The 16,380-nt window shown below is 53.6% G+C and carries 10 protein-coding genes; 5 read left to right on the top strand and 5 right to left on the bottom strand.

Annotated elements, in window-relative coordinates:
* Window positions 1-55 precede the first annotated feature (55 nt).
* Window positions 56-1,783 carry a PQQ-binding-like beta-propeller repeat protein gene (locus VE954_RS13975; RefSeq protein ID WP_324953727.1) on the top strand — a complete coding sequence of 576 codons (1,728 nt, stop codon included), beginning with the start codon at window positions 56-58 and terminating at the stop codon, window positions 1,781-1,783.
* Here the strand turns inward: VE954_RS13975 and VE954_RS13970 are convergent.
* Complete coding sequence (locus tag VE954_RS13970; protein WP_324953725.1) at window positions 1,729-2,340, bottom strand: DUF4142 domain-containing protein; 612 nt, start codon at window positions 2,338-2,340, stop codon at window positions 1,729-1,731. The two genes, VE954_RS13975 and VE954_RS13970, sit on opposite strands and share 55 nt — an antisense overlap.
* Before the next feature lie 249 nt (window positions 2,341-2,589).
* Between VE954_RS13970 and VE954_RS13965 the strand changes: the two genes are divergently transcribed.
* Window positions 2,590-2,751 (top strand): hypothetical protein, encoded by a 162-nt coding sequence (locus VE954_RS13965; RefSeq protein WP_324953723.1) that lies wholly within the window; start codon window positions 2,590-2,592, stop codon window positions 2,749-2,751.
* A gap of 33 nt (window positions 2,752-2,784) precedes the next feature.
* Here the strand turns inward: VE954_RS13965 and VE954_RS13960 are convergent, their stop codons facing one another.
* Together VE954_RS13960 and VE954_RS13955 are read right to left on the bottom strand one after the other, a co-directional pair.
* Window positions 2,785-3,078 carry a hypothetical protein gene (locus VE954_RS13960; RefSeq protein ID WP_324953721.1) on the bottom strand — a complete coding sequence of 98 codons (294 nt, stop codon included), beginning with the start codon at window positions 3,076-3,078 and terminating at the stop codon, window positions 2,785-2,787.
* A 16-nt stretch (window positions 3,079-3,094) separates the two neighbouring features.
* Window positions 3,095-5,023 (bottom strand): acyl-CoA dehydrogenase family protein, encoded by a 1,929-nt coding sequence (locus VE954_RS13955; RefSeq protein WP_324953719.1) that lies wholly within the window; start codon window positions 5,021-5,023, stop codon window positions 3,095-3,097.
* A 164-nt stretch (window positions 5,024-5,187) separates the two neighbouring features.
* On the opposite strand from VE954_RS13955, the gene VE954_RS13950 reads away from it, so the two are divergent.
* Window positions 5,188-5,541: a hypothetical protein gene (locus VE954_RS13950; protein WP_324953717.1), complete on the top strand. Its 354-nt coding sequence runs from the start codon at window positions 5,188-5,190 to the stop codon at window positions 5,539-5,541.
* Between the two features lie 5 nt (window positions 5,542-5,546).
* Here the strand turns inward: VE954_RS13950 and VE954_RS13945 are convergent, their stop codons facing one another.
* Complete coding sequence (locus tag VE954_RS13945) at window positions 5,547-6,428, bottom strand: ribonuclease H-like domain-containing protein (RefSeq protein ID WP_324953715.1); 882 nt, start codon at window positions 6,426-6,428, stop codon at window positions 5,547-5,549.
* Window positions 6,429-7,313: 885 nt separating this feature from the next.
* Here VE954_RS13945 and gltB point away from each other — a divergent pair.
* Entirely contained in the window at window positions 7,314-11,891 is a 4,578-nt protein-coding gene (gltB, locus tag VE954_RS13940) for a glutamate synthase large subunit (RefSeq protein ID WP_324953713.1), read from the top strand.
* On the top strand, window positions 11,884-13,332 hold the full coding sequence (locus VE954_RS13935) for a glutamate synthase subunit beta (protein ID WP_324953711.1): 1,449 nt from the start codon (window positions 11,884-11,886) through the stop codon (window positions 13,330-13,332). Before gltB ends, VE954_RS13935 begins: the two co-directional genes overlap by 8 nt.
* A gap of 91 nt (window positions 13,333-13,423) precedes the next feature.
* On the opposite strand, the gene VE954_RS13930 is transcribed toward VE954_RS13935, so the two are convergent.
* Window positions 13,424-16,240, bottom strand: coding sequence for an ATP-binding protein (locus VE954_RS13930; protein WP_324953709.1), 2,817 nt, complete (start codon window positions 16,238-16,240; stop codon window positions 13,424-13,426).
* Window positions 16,241-16,380: the final 140 nt, after the last annotated feature.

Below are 16,380 nucleotides of genomic sequence, written 5' to 3'. Positions count from 1 at the left end.
TTGCCGTTGGAACAGCTGCTGCAAAGACGATGCCGACACAACTAAGGAGGAATCCATGATTAAGATCTCGCACACGCTTCGATGGACGTTACTGACCTTATGCTGTTCGGGTTTCAGCAGTCCCCTCGCCGCCCAGGGACACTGGCCTTTTTGGGGCTATGATGTTTCGAATAGCAAAAATCCTGCAAGCGAAACCAGCATCAGTCCCGAGACAGTGAAAAACCTGCAGAAGGAATGGACCTTCGAAACCCGCAGCAGCGTCTATGTTTTTCCCACCATCCAGGATCAATGGCTTTATGTCACGGACTATCCGCTGTTTTCGCTGGAGAGCGTCATTGACCCGAAAGAGGACGGCGGCTGGCTTTACGCACTGGATCGTCACACAGGCCAGAAGCTTTGGGAGAAAAGCATTTATCAGTACAGCGGCAGCAAGGCTAACATTGTGTCGCGTAGCAGCCCGGCGATTTTTGAAGACATGATCATCATCGGTGATGCCGTCAATGCGCGAACCATTGCTCAGGGTTTCAAGGACGCTCGCGCTTCGATGTATGGCATCAATCGCTTCACAGGCGAACTGCTCTGGAAAACCGTAGTGGAGGAACATCCCGCCGCGCAGATTACCCAGTCGCCGGTCGTCCATGATGGAGTGATTTATGTCGGGGTCTCATCGATTGAATTGGCCATTCCCGGGGCCCTGGGGCCGCTGTATTCCTGCTGCAATTTTCGCGGCAGCATGCTGGCGCTCGACGCGCGGACCGGGCGCATTCTGTGGAAGACCTACACGGTACCCGATAATTTCGGACGCAAGGATCTGTTTTCCGGAGGATCCATCTGGGGCAGCTCGCCCTCGATCGATTCGCAACGGGGTCTGGTTTATGTGGCGACCGGCAATAACTATGATGCCCCATCGGAGTTGAAAAACTGCCTCAAGGACAGCGACGGTGATCCGGCCCGGGATGAAGCTTGTTATCAACAGCATGAACCGGCGGATAATTATTTTGATTCAGTCCTGGCCCTGGATATGAAAACGGGTGCGGTCCGTTGGGTTCAAAAAGTCTTGCGTTACGATGCCTGGAATTTTGCGTGTCTTGGCAAGGTCATTCCTTTCAACCCGATCACCCTCGAATGCCCCAAGCCGAGTGGTGGGGATTTTGATTTTGGTCAGGCGCCGATGCTGATCAAGAACGTACAGTATAAAGATAAGACCGGCGACCTTGTGGTGGCAGGACAAAAAACCGGTCTTTTCTGGGCTTTTGATCCGGATCGTGGGGGCGAAAAGGTTTGGGTGACGCGGGTTGGGCCCGAAGGGCTGCTCGGTGGGCATGAATTTGGATCGGCCACCGATGGGCAACGCATCTATGCCCAGATCACGAATTTCGAGCACAAGGAAATTTTGTTGACCGCTGGACCGTATCAGGGTCAAACCACAAAGAACGGATTGTGGGCGGCTTTGGATGTGGCGACGGGACGACTGGTCTGGCAAATGCCGGTGCCTGGAAATGATCCGTTGGCGGCGGCCATGGGGCCTTTATCGGTGACCAATGGCGTGGTGTTTGCGGGATCGCTGGATGGGTTCATGTATGGGCTGGATGCGGCGACGGGACAAATTCTCTGGAGTCACAAAACACATGGTTCCATTAATTCGGCCCCATCCATAGTTGATGGGGCCCTTTACTGGGGTAGTGGATACCCTATTGGTACTGCCGATAATAAACTTTACAAGTTTAGTTATTCGACAGGTTGTGTGGGTTCAGCTGGTTGTGCAGGTTCCGAAGGCGATTGAAGTTTTTGAGCGTCGGAAAGGTGCTTTTCGACCAGCTGACGGAAGATGCCGATGGCGGCTTTCAAAGCATCATCGGTATTGCCTTGCTCGATTTTGTTGAACATTTCCAGAGTTTTTTGGTGCATGGCAATGTTCATTTCCAGGAAAGCCGGGCGGAATTCTTCCACAGGTTTGGCCGCCAGATTTTGCATTTCCTGCTCCATCTTCGTGCTGGTGAGTTGAGCCACTTCACTCAGCTCGTTATCTTCAAGGCTGATGCTCTTCACATTGGCCATGGTTTCCAGCAGCTTGATCATAAAGCTGTGATCGCGTGCCAGCTCATCAGCATAGCGTTGCAGGTCGGCATCTGGATTGCGTTCGCTCACCAGATCCGAGAGTTTGATTTCTGCTGTATTGCTCACGTAAAGCACTTGAATCACTTCACGGGTGTCGGCCACATCAAGAGTGGCTTCTGTTGGGAGTTGGTCAGGGTTTTGGACTTCGGGTTGGGCGGCTTGTGCGGTCAGGCTGAGTGCGGAAATCAAAAGGCCTGTACAGAGTTTCGTGAAAACAGACATGGTAGTCCTCCTCAAAATGTGATGAATTTATCCTTCAACGCTTCCCAACCTTTCTAATGGCATTCGCTGCTAAAATATATCCGGCGTATCCCTCATCCCGCTGATTTTTTGTAAATTAAATTTCGTTTTCGACGCGTATGAAATCCGGACCAGCGCGTAGTCGGATGGCGACAAAACCCTTGAAATTTCGTGTCAGCAACGTGGACGACATCTTGCAGATTAGGGATTGGAACAAGGAAGGAGACGCTTATGAATCGTTTTACGCATTGGTTGGATACTATGTTTAGGCGCTTCGGGTGGAAGGGAATTGTTCCCACCGGCAGTATGCCACCGGATAATACTGAACCGTTTGATACAAAAAGACAGCCGGAACAATACTCAGAGTATGTGGAATCACGCCGTCCTTATTAAAAAAAGCGGAGCCTGAGCTCCGCATTTTTACCTTCATTTCACGCCTGCACCGGGACTATTGTCATACCACGATCCCAGATAACGACGCATGAGCATAAACAGGACAGTTATCGCGAAGCTGACGCCGACACAGGTCAGAAGAATGGAATCCATTCCGGATTGACCAAAACTGCCAGCGAAAGCGTAAGACAGACCGTAAGTGGCTCCGAGCGACGCAAAGAACTGCAAAGCCAGAGTTAACGGGAAATTTTTGACCTTCAAAAAGAAGCAACCGAGATAAACCGCTGCACTCACTACCATGGCGATAATCATTAAAGCCCAAAGCATGATAAACGCTCCTTTTCTAAACAGTCTGCGTGAGGTCCTTGCCGAATACCCTTGGCAATGGATGGAGGTCTGGCTTGGCGGGTATCGACAGGCCAGGCGAGTCCTTCAGGATCCTGGTTGCAAGATCCTTGCAAAGTTTGTCATCGTTCTCATGGATCGAATGGAAGAGCTGTTTCACAAAAAGGCGCCGACTTTTTAACCAGTAAAGGGCGCGTGGAAGATTGGCTTCCCGTCCTGCAGACACTTCACCCTGGACACGGCTGGCCACAAGCGCCATCACCGCGAGTTCAATCCCTGTATCCACCAGCCGGCCGAGCAGCAGCTGCTTATATTCCATAGCCGCACGATATTTCAGCATCTGATGAAAAAGGGTACGGGCCAGCTTTTTACTCTGTCGATCGATCCAGCGCAGCTGTCGAGCCAGCTCCGGTTCGAAGCCCGAATAAGGCCGAAAGAAGGCAACCAGGGAGCCCAACCAGAGTTTCACATACCAGAAGGGATAAAAAGCGGCACACCGCAGCAGCGCCTGCAATTTTTCCTGGGACGATGCGCGGCTCAGCAAAGCGCCGGCTTTTTTAAAATGAGGATCCATGGCTTCACGAGCCAGGAAAAGATGCATAATCTCGGTGGACCCTTCCAGGATGCGATTGACGCGAGTGTCACGCATCCAGCGTTCCAAAGGCAAGGAGGTTTCGCCGCGCTGCTCCAAGGAACGGTCTGTTTCATAACCACGGCCACCGCGCAGCTGAATGCCAGCATCCAGTGCCTTCCAGAATTCCTCGGTCGCCCATAGTTTGGCGGCAGCGGCTTCCATGCGGATATCAACGCTACCCGCGTCTGACAGCTGAGCTGTGTAGGAGGAAAGACTCTCCATCGCATAGGCCACAGAATTCAGGTACGCAAGCTTTTGCATGCCCGGTTCATGGCTGCCCACAGGTCGACCCCATTGGACGCGACTCTTGCCCCACAGATTACAAAAGCCGGCCAGTTCCAGAGTTGCGGCCGCTGAAAGGGCAGGAATACTGAGGCGTCCATCATTCAATGTCGCCAGAGCCAATTTAAGGCCGTGTCCGACTTCACCGATGACGTTGTCTATGGGAACTTTGACCTCGTTGAATCGAATCAGCCCATTCTCAATGCCTTTAAGCCCCATAAACTCACAGCGGTGCAGAACTTCAACACCTTTCCAGCGACCTTCCACAATAAACGCCGTGATCTGCTTGGTGGCTTGTCCATTCTCCATGCGATCCGGTGTGCGAGCCATCACCACATAAAGATCGGCGATGACACCATTGGTGCACCAGAGTTTTTCGCCGTTCAGAATCCAAAACTGACCGTCGCGCGAGAGTTCGGCGTGGGTTTGAACATTGGCAGGATCCGAGCCGACGTCTTTTTCGGTCAACGCAAAGGCGGTGATCTCACCTTGAGCAATTCTAGGCAGATACTTCTTTTTTTGCTCGGGCGTCCCGAAAAGTTTGAGAGGTTGCGGCAGGCCGATGGACTGATGCGCCGACAGCAGAACAGCAGTGGAAGTGCAGTATTTTCCAATCACCGCCAGAAGGCGCATGTAGTTGGTTTGCGAGAGACCGAGCCCTCCATACTCCTTGGGAATTTTGATGGCAAACAATCCCAGTTTTTGCAAACCCGCATAAACGTGTTCGGGGATTTTGCCAACCCGATCAATTTCCGCGCCATCAATATGCTGCCGTGCCCAGGCATCGACCTCTCGACTGATGGCGTCACCGATGGCTTTATCATTCGAACTTTGCAGAGGAAAGGGAAACGCCAAGCCCATATCGAAGTCACCCATGAAGAGCGAGGCGATCAAGGATTTGGATTTCCATTCTTGCTCACGACTGGCTTCCGCGACAGCCATGGATTGTTCTTCCGCCGCGGAACGCCTGGTGTTTTCAAGTGGAGTGGTTTTCGGGTGTTCACCTCGCATGGTGTCTCCTTTCATGGGGACACCAGGAATCCTGCATCGTTTATTCCAAAGCCCGCAATCGGTCCTTGTTTTGACGCATAAATGGCATGCCTCAGTCCTCTCTGTCATGGCTTGAAAAATGCAGAAGAGGCCGAAGCTGCAAGGATCAGCTCGGAGGATTTTTGATGAGCGCCTTTATTTCTTCCATCGTCTGGCGTGGTCTATCCGAATGGTTACAGGAGAATCGCAACATTGAACGCTATCGAGGGCGCAAGGCTGTCCTCGCGGTCATGAGCACGGACCGCAATCATCCGGAATTTAAAAAGATTGAACAGTACCATGCCGAGCTCCAGCAGGCGGATGATATGGTGCTGGTCGCGGAAGATGAACCTCATGGACCTCTGCATGATCGCTTTCATTGCAAGCCTCAGGAGTTTTGCTTTGCCTTGATCGATCGAGATGGAAATGCTGTCATGAGGGGATATCGCGTCCCGAGTCTGCAATCCTTAAGACAGCGCCTGGAAATGGAGCACGCCTAGCCCTATCAGGCTGTCGGCACGGTTTCACGGGTGCGAAGAAGCTGATAGATGTGGGGGTCCATCCGGGTCTTGAGCGCCGGGACGGGAATGCTTTGCATTTTCTCGAGATTCAGTTCCAGATGGTTTTCCACCTCACGATTGTACGCCTCCACCAGAAGCGGTTCGAGAATCAGGACGTCCTCGGCGTTATAGGTCAGCAGCGTTTCCAGAGCACCTGGCAGAGCCTCCTCGTGCATGCGCCAGAGGCGGACGGCATCATAACCATCCAGATCCATCGAACTGCGTTGATGCAGATGGGTCGTGGCTTTTTGAATGGCTTTCAGACCACCCTTGAAACCCTGACGCCGGAGCCAGGGGCACAGATCGATATGAGCCTTATCCAAGGGCATACCGAACTCGGCGCTTAAAAACGGGACATCATAGGCGGCGCCGTTATAGGTGCAAAACAGGGCGGCCTCGTCCATGATCCAATGCAGAAGATCACGTTTACGACTGTATTCATATTCCTGGTAGAGCTCGCCTCGAAAGAGAAAGGCTATAGCCGTCGATTCGGTGGCTGGGGGCATGCCACCGTTGGCTGCTTCAATATCAAAATAGGCGATATCGTGAAATCCACCCGGAACCAAACGCCAGCGTTCGTTGCCAGGCAGAGCCCGATCGAAATAATAAAGATCCTGGCGTTCCCAGGCGGCCATTGAACGTTCCAGAGATTGATAGATATCATCCAGGCGCTTGGCTTTGAAAAGCTGCGAAGCCCGGTTCAAGAGCTGTTCCCAGTCCGTGATGCCGATCTTCCACAGATGCCGCTCGGAGCGTGGTCCGACGCCTTTGAGATGAACAAAAGTGCGTCTGAGAAGCTGGTGATTCAAAATAGAGTGCGATGTCATGCGCCTGTTCCTGTCCGCCGGTGCTTTTGTCACTATAGCTTCGATTGTGCCGAAAGCCAAAGCCTTGCTGTAAGGGCCTATCGCCGATGAGTCCGCTGCGGGCTCTTGCCTACGACGGTGACTTTTTAACAAAATATTCCCTACCAAAGCGAAACTTTTCTGGAGCTTTGGTTTTGAGTTTCCCTTTGCGCGCTATGCAGACCCCGTCGTGACAAGATTCGGCACAAATCATCCCAGGGACTTGAAGCTCGGAAACACACCACCTTGTAGTAAAGTTACAAGAAAAGCGTCCCATCCGGTTATGAAACGTATGGAGAGAATGCGCATACACGTGAATAAATACAATTTAAATGAACATAATTTGCATTAAATGGGCGTCTTTTTCAGCGAACATTTGCGCCTTCCGAGAGGGTGCTCAACACGGCCAAGATGGGAGCTTTTAGAAATACTGAATACCTGGACGCCTTGAAAGAGGCTTTACTTACCGTAGTCTAACGGAAACCGACCCGTGCGTGAGCGAACATTTGCCGTGACGAATATGATCTTGCGATACTAATATTCCTGTGGTTATACTCCGAGCCGAACCCGACAACACACAACGTTTTTATGCGCCACGCTTGAATACACGCACAAGGGACGGAACTCCCACGAAGAGGAGTGCAGATGCAGCGGCCAACACATAGCACAAACGCTCCGCACTTTACGGGGATCACGTTTTCTGCAGCCCGACAAATTCTGCAACGATGCTCTCGAATCTTCCGGAATGTCGCTTCCGTTTTTCGAGAGGCCATGGTTCGACTGAGTAAACCCCTGCCTGGGTAGAACGCGCCCGCGCTCTTCCGCCTTCGGTTAAATTCAAAACTCGCTCACAGATTGAGGTGCCTTATGTCACAGGAAAGGTTTGAGCAGGCTTGGCTGGATGATCCCCGCATGGTGCAACGCGATGCTTGTGGCGTCGGTTTCATTGCCAGTATCAAGGGTCATAAATCTCACAAAACCGTGACTGAGGGCTTGGAAATCCTGCGGCGCATGGATCACCGCGGCGGTCGCGCGGCGGATGACCTGACCAGTGATGGTGCAGGAATTCTGACCCAAATTCCCCATCAGCTCTTTCAAGCGGCGGCTCAGGAAGCTCATCAAACTCTGCCGGCGCCAGGTGCGTATGCGGTGGGTTTATTCTTCCTTCCCAAAGAGGATGATGAGCAGCAGCACTGGTTTACCAGGGCCGAGGTCCTTGCGGAGAAGTGGCAACTTGTGCCCTTGATTCGCCGTGCGGTTCCTGTGGATAACAGCGTGCTCGGCCCGATTGCAAGAGGCAATGAACCGTCGATCATCCAATGGGTTTTTACCGATAAGAACGCGGCGGCTCCCTCGAGTTTTACCTGGCGTCTTTATATGCTGCGCAAGGAACTTGAAGAAGAAGGTCGGGAAAAGTATGGCATCAAGCAGCTGCGCTTCTACTGTATGAGTCTTTCCACCGAGACCATCTGTTACAAGGGACTTATCTTAGCCAAGGATCTGGCCAACTATTATCACGATTTGCGGGATGAACGCTTTACGTCAGCCTTCGCCATGGTGCACCAGCGTTTCAGTACCAACACAATGCCTTCATGGCCGTTGGCGCAGCCCTTCCGCGCGATCTGTCACAACGGTGAAATCAACACGCTGCGCGGCAATATCAACGCCATGCACGCCCGTTCGAAACTGCTGCAAAAAGCCGGTTTGAATGATGACCTGGCCGCCATGGGCCCGATCTGCACACCGGGCCTCAGCGATTCCGCGATGCTCGATAACACGATCGAGTTTTTGGTGAATACCGGCCGTCCCTTGCATCAGGTGCTGACCATGCTCATTCCCGAGCCCTGGGATTCCAACACGGAAATGGAGCAGGCGCTCAAGGATTATTATGAATATCATTCCTATCTGATGGAACCATGGGACGGTCCGGCCTTTATCGGCTTTGCCGACGGGCATCGGATTGGTGCAATTCTGGATCGCAACGGTCTGCGTCCCGGCCGCTATTGGGTGACGCTCGACGGTTATGTGATCATGGCTTCGGAAGCCGGGGTTCTGGATCGCCGTCCCGAGGAGATCGTGCATAAAGGACGCCTGAGTGCGGGCCGCATGTTCCTCGTCGATATGAAACAAGGGGCCATAGTCCCTGATCATACGATCAAGCAGAGCCTGGCCATGCAAAAACCTTATGGAGCCTGGTTGAAGGACAATCGGCGTCACCTTTATGAACTGCCCATTCCCAATTTTGCGTCCTATCCTGCGGACAGCGACGATGGGATTCAGCAGAAACTTCTGGCTTTTGGTTATACCAAGGAAGATCTGCGCATGATCGTGGCGCCGATGGCCAATGAAGGCAAGGAACCCGTAGGCTCCATGGGCAATGATGCTCCGATCGCAGTGCTATCGCAGCAGCGACCCTTGCTTTATAACTACTTTAAGCAGCTTTTTGCTCAGGTGACGAATCCGCCGATCGATGCGATTCGCGAGGAAATGGTCACCTCACTGGCGTCGCATCTGGGTGCCGAATCCAATCTGATCGATGAAACACCGGAGCACTGCCACGTGCTTCGTCTGAAACAGCCGATCCTCACCGACCTCGATGTGCAGCGGCTCGAGTTTCATGGTCACGGCAGGCTGATGGCTCGCAAAGTTTCCACTGTCTACGAACCGGAGACGGAAACACTGGAAGCCGCCGTGGGTCGGTTGCAGTTCAATGTCGCAGCCGCCATCCATGAAGGCTGTAGCGTCATTATTCTTTCGGATCGTGAGGTTGATGCCACGCATGCACCGATTCCCGCCCTGCTGGCGACAGCTGCTGTGCATCATGATTTGATCCGCCGTGGCCTGCGCATGAAGGCCAGCCTCGTGGTGGAAAGTGGTGAGCCCAGGGAAGTGCATCATTTCGCGTTGCTCATCGGCTATGGTGCCGCCGCGGTCAATCCTTATTTGGCTCTGGCTGTGATCGCTCAGCGTTCAGAGTCCCATGGTTTTGACAGCAGCAAGACTGCAGCGACTCTGCAGAGTAACTTCACCAAATCCTTGGGCGACGGACTTTTGAAAATCATGTCCAAGATGGGCATTTCCACGCTGCAGTCGTATCGGGGCGGGCAAATTTTTGAAGCCCTGGGTTTGACGCAGGCTTTCATCGATGCGTATTTCACCTGGACGCCGACCCGCATTGAAGGGGCCGGTATCGAGGATTTTGATGCGGATATAAGATTCCGTCATCAAAAAGCCTATGCCCCGCGCACGACCTTCACGGCTCTGCCCCAGGGTGGCCAGTACCACTGGCGTCGCGAAGGCGAAGCTCATTTGCATCATCCTGCCATGATTGTGACCCTGCAGCAGGCGACCCGTATCAACAGTCGCGAGGAGTTCAAGAAATTCTGCGCGACCCTTGATTCCCAGTCGCAGCAGTATCTCAACATTCGCGGCATGCTGCAGTTTAAAAAGTCACAGAACTCGATTCCTTTGGATGAAGTCGAACCGGCCAGCGCCATCGTTAAACGCTTTGCCACAGGAGCCATGAGCTTTGGTTCCATTTCCAAGGAAACTCATGAAACGATAGCGGTCGCGATGAACCGCATAGGTGCCCGCAGTAACTCAGGTGAAGGGGGCGAAGACGCCGATCGCTTCATTCCAGCGGCCAATGGTGATCTGCGCCGCAGTTCGATCAAGCAGGTGGCGAGTGCACGCTTTGGTGTGACGAGCCATTACCTGATCAATGCCGATGAACTGCAGATTAAAATCGCACAGGGTGCCAAGCCCGGTGAGGGTGGTCAGCTGCCTGGTCATAAGGTGGATGAAGAAATCGCCCGCGTGCGCCACAGCACACCAGGCATCACTTTGATTTCACCGCCACCGCATCATGATATTTATTCGATTGAAGATCTGGCTCAATTGATTTTCGATCTGAAGAATGCCAACCGCGAGGCCCGCATCAGTGTCAAGCTCGTGTCCGAGGTTGGTGTTGGAACGGTCGCCGCAGGCGTGGCGAAAGCTCGCGCCGATGTGATTCTGATCGCCGGTTATGAAGGCGGCACGGGAGCCAGCCCGATCTCATCGATTAAACATGCGGGTTTGCCTTGGGAACTTGGCCTTGCGGAATCGCATCGCACGCTGGTGGAAAATCAGCTACGGGGCCGCGTGGTGCTGCAGGCTGATGGCCAAATGCGAACCCCACGTGATATCGCCATTGCCACGCTCCTCGGGGCCGAGGAATGGGGTATTGGCACTGGGGCTCTTATTGTTCTCGGCTGCATCATGATGCGCAAGTGTCATCTGAATACCTGTCCGGTTGGAATTGCCACGCAGGATCCGGACCTTCGTCGTAAGTTTCATGGTCAACCCGAACATCTGATCAACTACTTCTTCCTGCTGGCGGAAGGTTTGCGTGAAATCATGGCAGAACTTGGTTTCCGTAGCGTTTCGGAAATGGTTGGCCGCGTCGATCTTTTGGAAAAAATCGCCGACCCACGTACGGCTCGTGTGGATCTGCGCGCTATCCTCGATGCCCCCCAGGCACCAGCTGATGCTGCGCGGAGCAACAAAACCCGGCAGAACCACGAGATGGAAAAGACGCTCGATTATCGCGTGCTGCTGTCCGCGTGTGAGCCGGCACTCACGAAACACCAGTCTGTGCATCTGGATCTGCCGGTCGCCAATACCGATCGCGCCGTGGGCACCATGCTTTCCAGCGAAATTTCGCGGCTGCACGGTGGCTACGGACTTCGCGATAACAGTATTCACTTGAACTTCAAGGGTTCCGCTGGGCAAAGCTTTATGGCCTTTGGTGCCAAAGGTATTACAGCGGTTCTGGAAGGCGAAGTGAACGATTACTGCGCCAAGGGCCTTTCCGGTGCCAAGGTCGTTATCGTGCCGCCCGAAGAAAGTGCGATCATGGCGGAAAGCAATGTGATCTGTGGGAATGTGACCCTTTACGGTGCGACCTCAGGATTCCTCTATATCCGCGGCCTGGCAGGCGAACGCTTTGCCGTGCGGAATAGCGGGGCGCATGCTGTGGTCGAAGGCCTTGGTGATCACGGCTGTGAATACATGACAGCTGGTTCTGTGATTGTCATCGGCAAGGTCGGGCGCAACTTCGCCGCCGGCATGAGCGGTGGTTATGCCTTTATTTATGATGTCGATGGAACTTTGCAGAAACGCATCAATACGGAAATGGTGGAAGTATCCGCTCTGCAGGATGAGGAGGACGAGTCTTTTGTCCACCGTCAGATCCAGGAACACCTACGTCTTACGCGCAGTTCTGTAGCGGCGCATATTTTGGAAAATTGGAACGTGGAAAAATCGCGATTCCTCAGTATTGTACCCAGCGCTTATCGGGCGCTTGTTCGCCGGCAACCACGCGATCGCATGCACTCCAGCGCTCGCGTGGTAGGTGGTGACAACCTTGGGACGATCCTGGAAGAAGGAGGCTACCATGGGTGAAGTTAAAGGATTCATGACCTACGCACGCGCAGTTCCCACCAAGCAGCCGACCGCGTTGCGTGTGAAACACTATCGTGAATTTATCGAGTCCATCAATGATGAGGAGCTCAGACAGCAGGGAGCCCGTTGTATGGACTGTGGCGTTCCCTTCTGCCATCACGGTTGTCCCTTGGGCAATGTGATTCCAGAATGGAACCATCTCGTTTCCGAACGCGATGAGGAAGCCGCGCTGCAGTCTCTGCTGGCGACCAATAATTTTCCGGAATTCACGGGCCGCATCTGCCCCGCACCCTGCGAAACAGCCTGTGTGCTCGGCATTCATGAGGATCCGGTGTCCATCGAAGCCATTGAAATGGCGTTGGCGGATAAAGGTTTTGCCAAGGGTTGGATTCGTCCTGAACCACCGACTCTGCGGACCGGAAAAAAAGTGGCTGTGATTGGGAGCGGACCGGCAGGACTGGCTGCTGCCCAGCAGCTGAACCGTCAAGGGCATTGGGTTACCGTCTATGAACGTGCGGATCGTCCCGGTGGGCTTTTGATGTACGGTATTCCCGACTTCAAACTGGAAAAAAGCAAGGTCCAGCGTCGGGTGCAGTTGATGGAAGCCGAAGGTATCAGCTTCCGCTGCAGTGTGAATGTTGGCTTCGATGTGACGATGGCGGAAATGCAAAAAGAATACGATGCGATTCTCCTGAGCCACGGCGCCACCAAAAAACGCGATGTCGCCATTCCTGGTCGTGAACACAAGGGCGTGTATTACGCCGAGCAGTTTTTGACTCAATCCACGCGTCGGGTTTTGGGCGACAATATCACCGAACTGGAACCCATCCTCGCCACGGGCAAGGATGTGATCGTGATCGGTGGCGGTGATACCGGATCGGACTGCGTCGGCACTTCAAACCGTCAGGGCGCACGTTCGGTGACGCAGTTTGAAATCATGCCAAGGCCACCCGCACTCAATAAATATCCGCGCGCGCAGGAACGTCCGCAGGAAACACCCTGGCCCTATTGGACCCATATGCTGCGGACCTCGTCATCGCATGAGGAAGGTTGCTCGCGTCACTGGTCCCTGGAGTCTGTCAGTTTTGAAGCGGACGCTGAAGGCCATCTGCAGGCGCTGGTGACCCGTGAGTTGGCGTGGTTTACCAATGACAAGGGCCAACGCACATTTGAACCGGTTCCTGGTTCCGAGAAACGCTGGCCGGCGCAGCTGATCCTGATCGCTGTCGGATTTCTTGGTCCTGATCCAGCGGGTCCGATCGAGCAACTGGGTGTATCATTGAATGAACGTGGCAATATCAAAGCCGATGAGACCAGCTACGCAACCACCGTCCCTGGCGTCTTCGCAGCCGGTGATGCCCGTCGTGGACAGTCGCTGGTGGTCTGGGCCATCGCGGAAGGACGGAAGGCGGCGGAGGCCATCGGACGTTATCTCGAATGATCAAGTTTAAGGCGCCATGACTCACCTGTGGCACCTTTTCCTCCGTAAAGCATACCGTCCTGCTGTGCAAACAGCAAGGCGGTCTTGTTTTTCAGGCTACCTGCAGGGGCAGCCTGATACTTAATTCAAAAGGGATGTAGTCACCGGTTTCCTGAAGAGGTTTAACCTCGATGGTTCCCCCGCCCCCTTCAATGAATTTTTTCACCGCATCCATGCCCACGCCACGACCCGAGATTTGCGAGAGGGAAAGTGCCGTGGTAAGACCGGGCAGAAAGATGATATCGGCAATGGTCTGGGCATCGGCATCAGCCTTGATATAGCCATTTTTCAGACCTTTTTCCTTCAGTTGCTTCAGGGCCAGCCCACGGCCATCATCACGGATATCGATGACAATGGCCTTGCCTTCCGCATGACTCCTGATGGCGATCACACCGGCCAGATTTTTGCCTTTACTGAGCCGTTCTTCAGCGGGTTCAATGCCATGATCCATGGCGTTGCGCAGGATATGAATCAAGGCGTTCCGTAGAATGTGCTCCACTTCGCGCGGGACCTGGAGTTCGGCCGTCTCGAGGCGGATCTCGGGCGCCGGCTTGCCGAGATCTTTGGCGATCTTGGCAGCGGGTTCGAAACATTGTTCCAGGATATGCGTATCGGATTTGAAGATCAGGCTGGCCAGCTGATCCCTGGTCTGACGGATGCTGTCGAGCAGCAGGCGCGGCGTCGTGGGGTTATCCAGCATCAGGCTTTCCAAAACCTTGTAATGATTTCTTATGAACTCGATATCCAAAGTGATTTGATCGCTGTTGGTTTTGCGTCCCAGCTTGTCCCGGTTGATCGCGAGATAGAGATCAAGAACCGTCCAGGCTCGCAAGACGCTGAGAGCGAGACTCGACTGCTGCGCGGTGGCAAGGTTCTTCATGATGAGAGCATACTCATGCTCAATTTCGTGCAGGATATTGGCTAAGCCCGAAAGACCCAACGTACGGGCTCCGCCTTTGACAGTATGGGCGTTGATAAACATGATTTTGACATCATCGTTCGACAGGGCACCGGCCTGGATCAGGCGTCGATTCTCGGCCAGCAAGGCTTCTGAGGCTCGGGCGAAGATCTCGAACTTCTCCGGCTCGCACTGGAGCAGCTCCTGGATAATTAAAAGATCCTTGCGCTGTTTTTCACTCTCGACTTCCAAACGCTTTTTCACGGTCACGTCTTCAATGGTCATAAGAATGCTGCGGACTTCATCATTTTCCGCCAGCTCAGCCCCCCAGGTCAAAGCCAGGAAAAGAGGCTCCGCCTGGGACCTGACAGTCACTTCCAGCGGGAGGTTGGCTTCGTTGAGTAAGAAGCTCAGGCTGTTCTCACCGACGCTGGCCCGAAAGGTCTCGACCATTCGGTTGAGAGCATCCGGGGAAAGTGTCGTGCGCTGGAAAAAGTCCACAATGGATCGGCCGCCGAGGTTGGTCTCGCGCAGGATGGATTCCAGATGCCGTGAATAATTGGGCGAAATGATCCCTTCGGCGTTCAAGGATGCCACCCCTTGGGGGATGTTATCAAAAATGGTCTTGAGCTCGCGCGTCCGATCATGCACCTTCATTTCCAGGTTCCGGTTCATATCCTGGATTTCACGGTTTTTGCCGGTCAGCTTTTCATTCAGCAAGCCAGCCTGTCGATAGGCTTCTGCCGCCTGCTGACCGGTCATCAGTGAAGACGCCAAGGTCATAAACAAAAGGCCCAGGGTCCCCACTCGAAAGAAATCGATCCTGCCCTGGATAATCAGGGAATCAACGCCCACCAAAATCGGGCCTATGGTATAGCCGAGCAGTCCAAAGACAGCGCCGGGAATGGCCTGCTTCCACGCCTTGAAATAAAGCCAGGCGGAAATCAAGGCGGCAGCGAGGATGGTGACTGTCAGAAGAGCGAGGGCGCGATCCTTCCAGTAGCCCGGCACGGCCGGATTCAATTGCACAAGGCCGATGATAAGAATCGTAATCACGTTCATCACCGTCAGAGTGTTAAAATAAGCTCTGGTAAAGACCTCCTTCAGAAGAAAATAGGACACGAGGAAAGAGGCGCTGTTCAAAAAGATGAACCGAAGGAATTGAATGGTCGAATTATAAATAGCCAGGGCATTGGATTGTTCAAAGTAAAGTGCCAGGACCTGTTCCTCGGAAAGACACCGCATCAGGAACGCGAGTGCGGCCAGCGCAATCATAAGATTCGAAAGGTCATTACGCCTTAGGAGATAGATGGACAGCTGGTACATGAACAGGAGCAAAAACGCCCCGAAGCATGCGGTCTGATAAATCTGATTGGAGACTTGCGCGGTACGGATGCTCGCCGCTTCGCCCATCTTCAAACTGGCAATTCCCAGGGATGAATAACGGCGATCGCCTACGGTGTGAGCCGGCGCCGAGGCCTGGATGAGGAGCCACAGATCACCACCTTCAAAGGAAAAATAAGCTTCATGCGTGGAATAAGGCACCAGGCGGTAAATGCTGTCGTCCGCGTTGGTGGTCAGGTTGCCGTCTTCATGGAGCAGGACGGTGTTCTTCCCACGAACCAAATACATGCGATAGGCTTCATTGATATTAAACGAAAGACCCTTGTGGCCAGGCAGTCCGCCTTGCAAGGCAATCAGATAGGTTCCGAAATGGGCACTTTTGGGAGCCTTGGCGCTGCCCTCGGCGGCTGATGGAGTCATCAATGGCGAGAATATCGCACGGCTATCGGGCCATTGGACTGGTGTTCCCAGACGAGTCGCAAGGCTGCTGAGGTCACCAGCATGGATGGGGTCAATGAACTGCTCGGGTATAAAAAAGACGCCCTTCACATGCGGGCGAGCGGATTTCTCAGCGCCATAGGACGCAGGCGTGATGAGCAGAAGGAAAAGGGCAAGGATTCGGGCCATCACAGGATGGGACTCCTTGGAAGCATACGATCACGCAAGGGTCTGATTCAAAGCTGAACCTGCTCATCCCTTATCGGCGAGTTAAATACGGTATGAAGGGGAACATGGGGTGAGGACTTTTGGAATAAAGACCAGGACAA

The sequence above is a fragment of the Oligoflexus sp. genome (assembly GCF_035638955.1).
In the GTDB taxonomy this organism is placed as follows: domain Bacteria; phylum Bdellovibrionota_B; class Oligoflexia; order Oligoflexales; family Oligoflexaceae; genus Oligoflexus.
This window is presented reverse-complemented; position numbering and strand designations above follow the sequence as displayed.

Coding starts and splice junctions, on each gene's coding strand:
- gltB (WP_324953713.1), top strand. CDS start 7,314: ATGTCACAGGAAAGGTTTGAGCAGGCTTGGCTGGATGATCCCCGCATG.
- VE954_RS13970 (WP_324953725.1), bottom strand. CDS start 2,340: ATGTCTGTTTTCACGAAACTCTGTACAGGCCTTTTGATTTCCGCACTC.
- VE954_RS13955 (WP_324953719.1), bottom strand. CDS start 5,023: ATGCGAGGTGAACACCCGAAAACCACTCCACTTGAAAACACCAGGCGT.
- VE954_RS13950 (WP_324953717.1), top strand. CDS start 5,188: ATGAGCGCCTTTATTTCTTCCATCGTCTGGCGTGGTCTATCCGAATGG.
- VE954_RS13935 (WP_324953711.1), top strand. CDS start 11,884: ATGGGTGAAGTTAAAGGATTCATGACCTACGCACGCGCAGTTCCCACC.
- VE954_RS13965 (WP_324953723.1), top strand. CDS start 2,590: ATGAATCGTTTTACGCATTGGTTGGATACTATGTTTAGGCGCTTCGGG.
- VE954_RS13930 (WP_324953709.1), bottom strand. CDS start 16,240: ATGGCCCGAATCCTTGCCCTTTTCCTTCTGCTCATCACGCCTGCGTCC.
- VE954_RS13945 (WP_324953715.1), bottom strand. CDS start 6,428: ATGACATCGCACTCTATTTTGAATCACCAGCTTCTCAGACGCACTTTT.
- VE954_RS13975 (WP_324953727.1), top strand. CDS start 56: ATGATTAAGATCTCGCACACGCTTCGATGGACGTTACTGACCTTATGC.
- VE954_RS13960 (WP_324953721.1), bottom strand. CDS start 3,078: ATGCTTTGGGCTTTAATGATTATCGCCATGGTAGTGAGTGCAGCGGTT.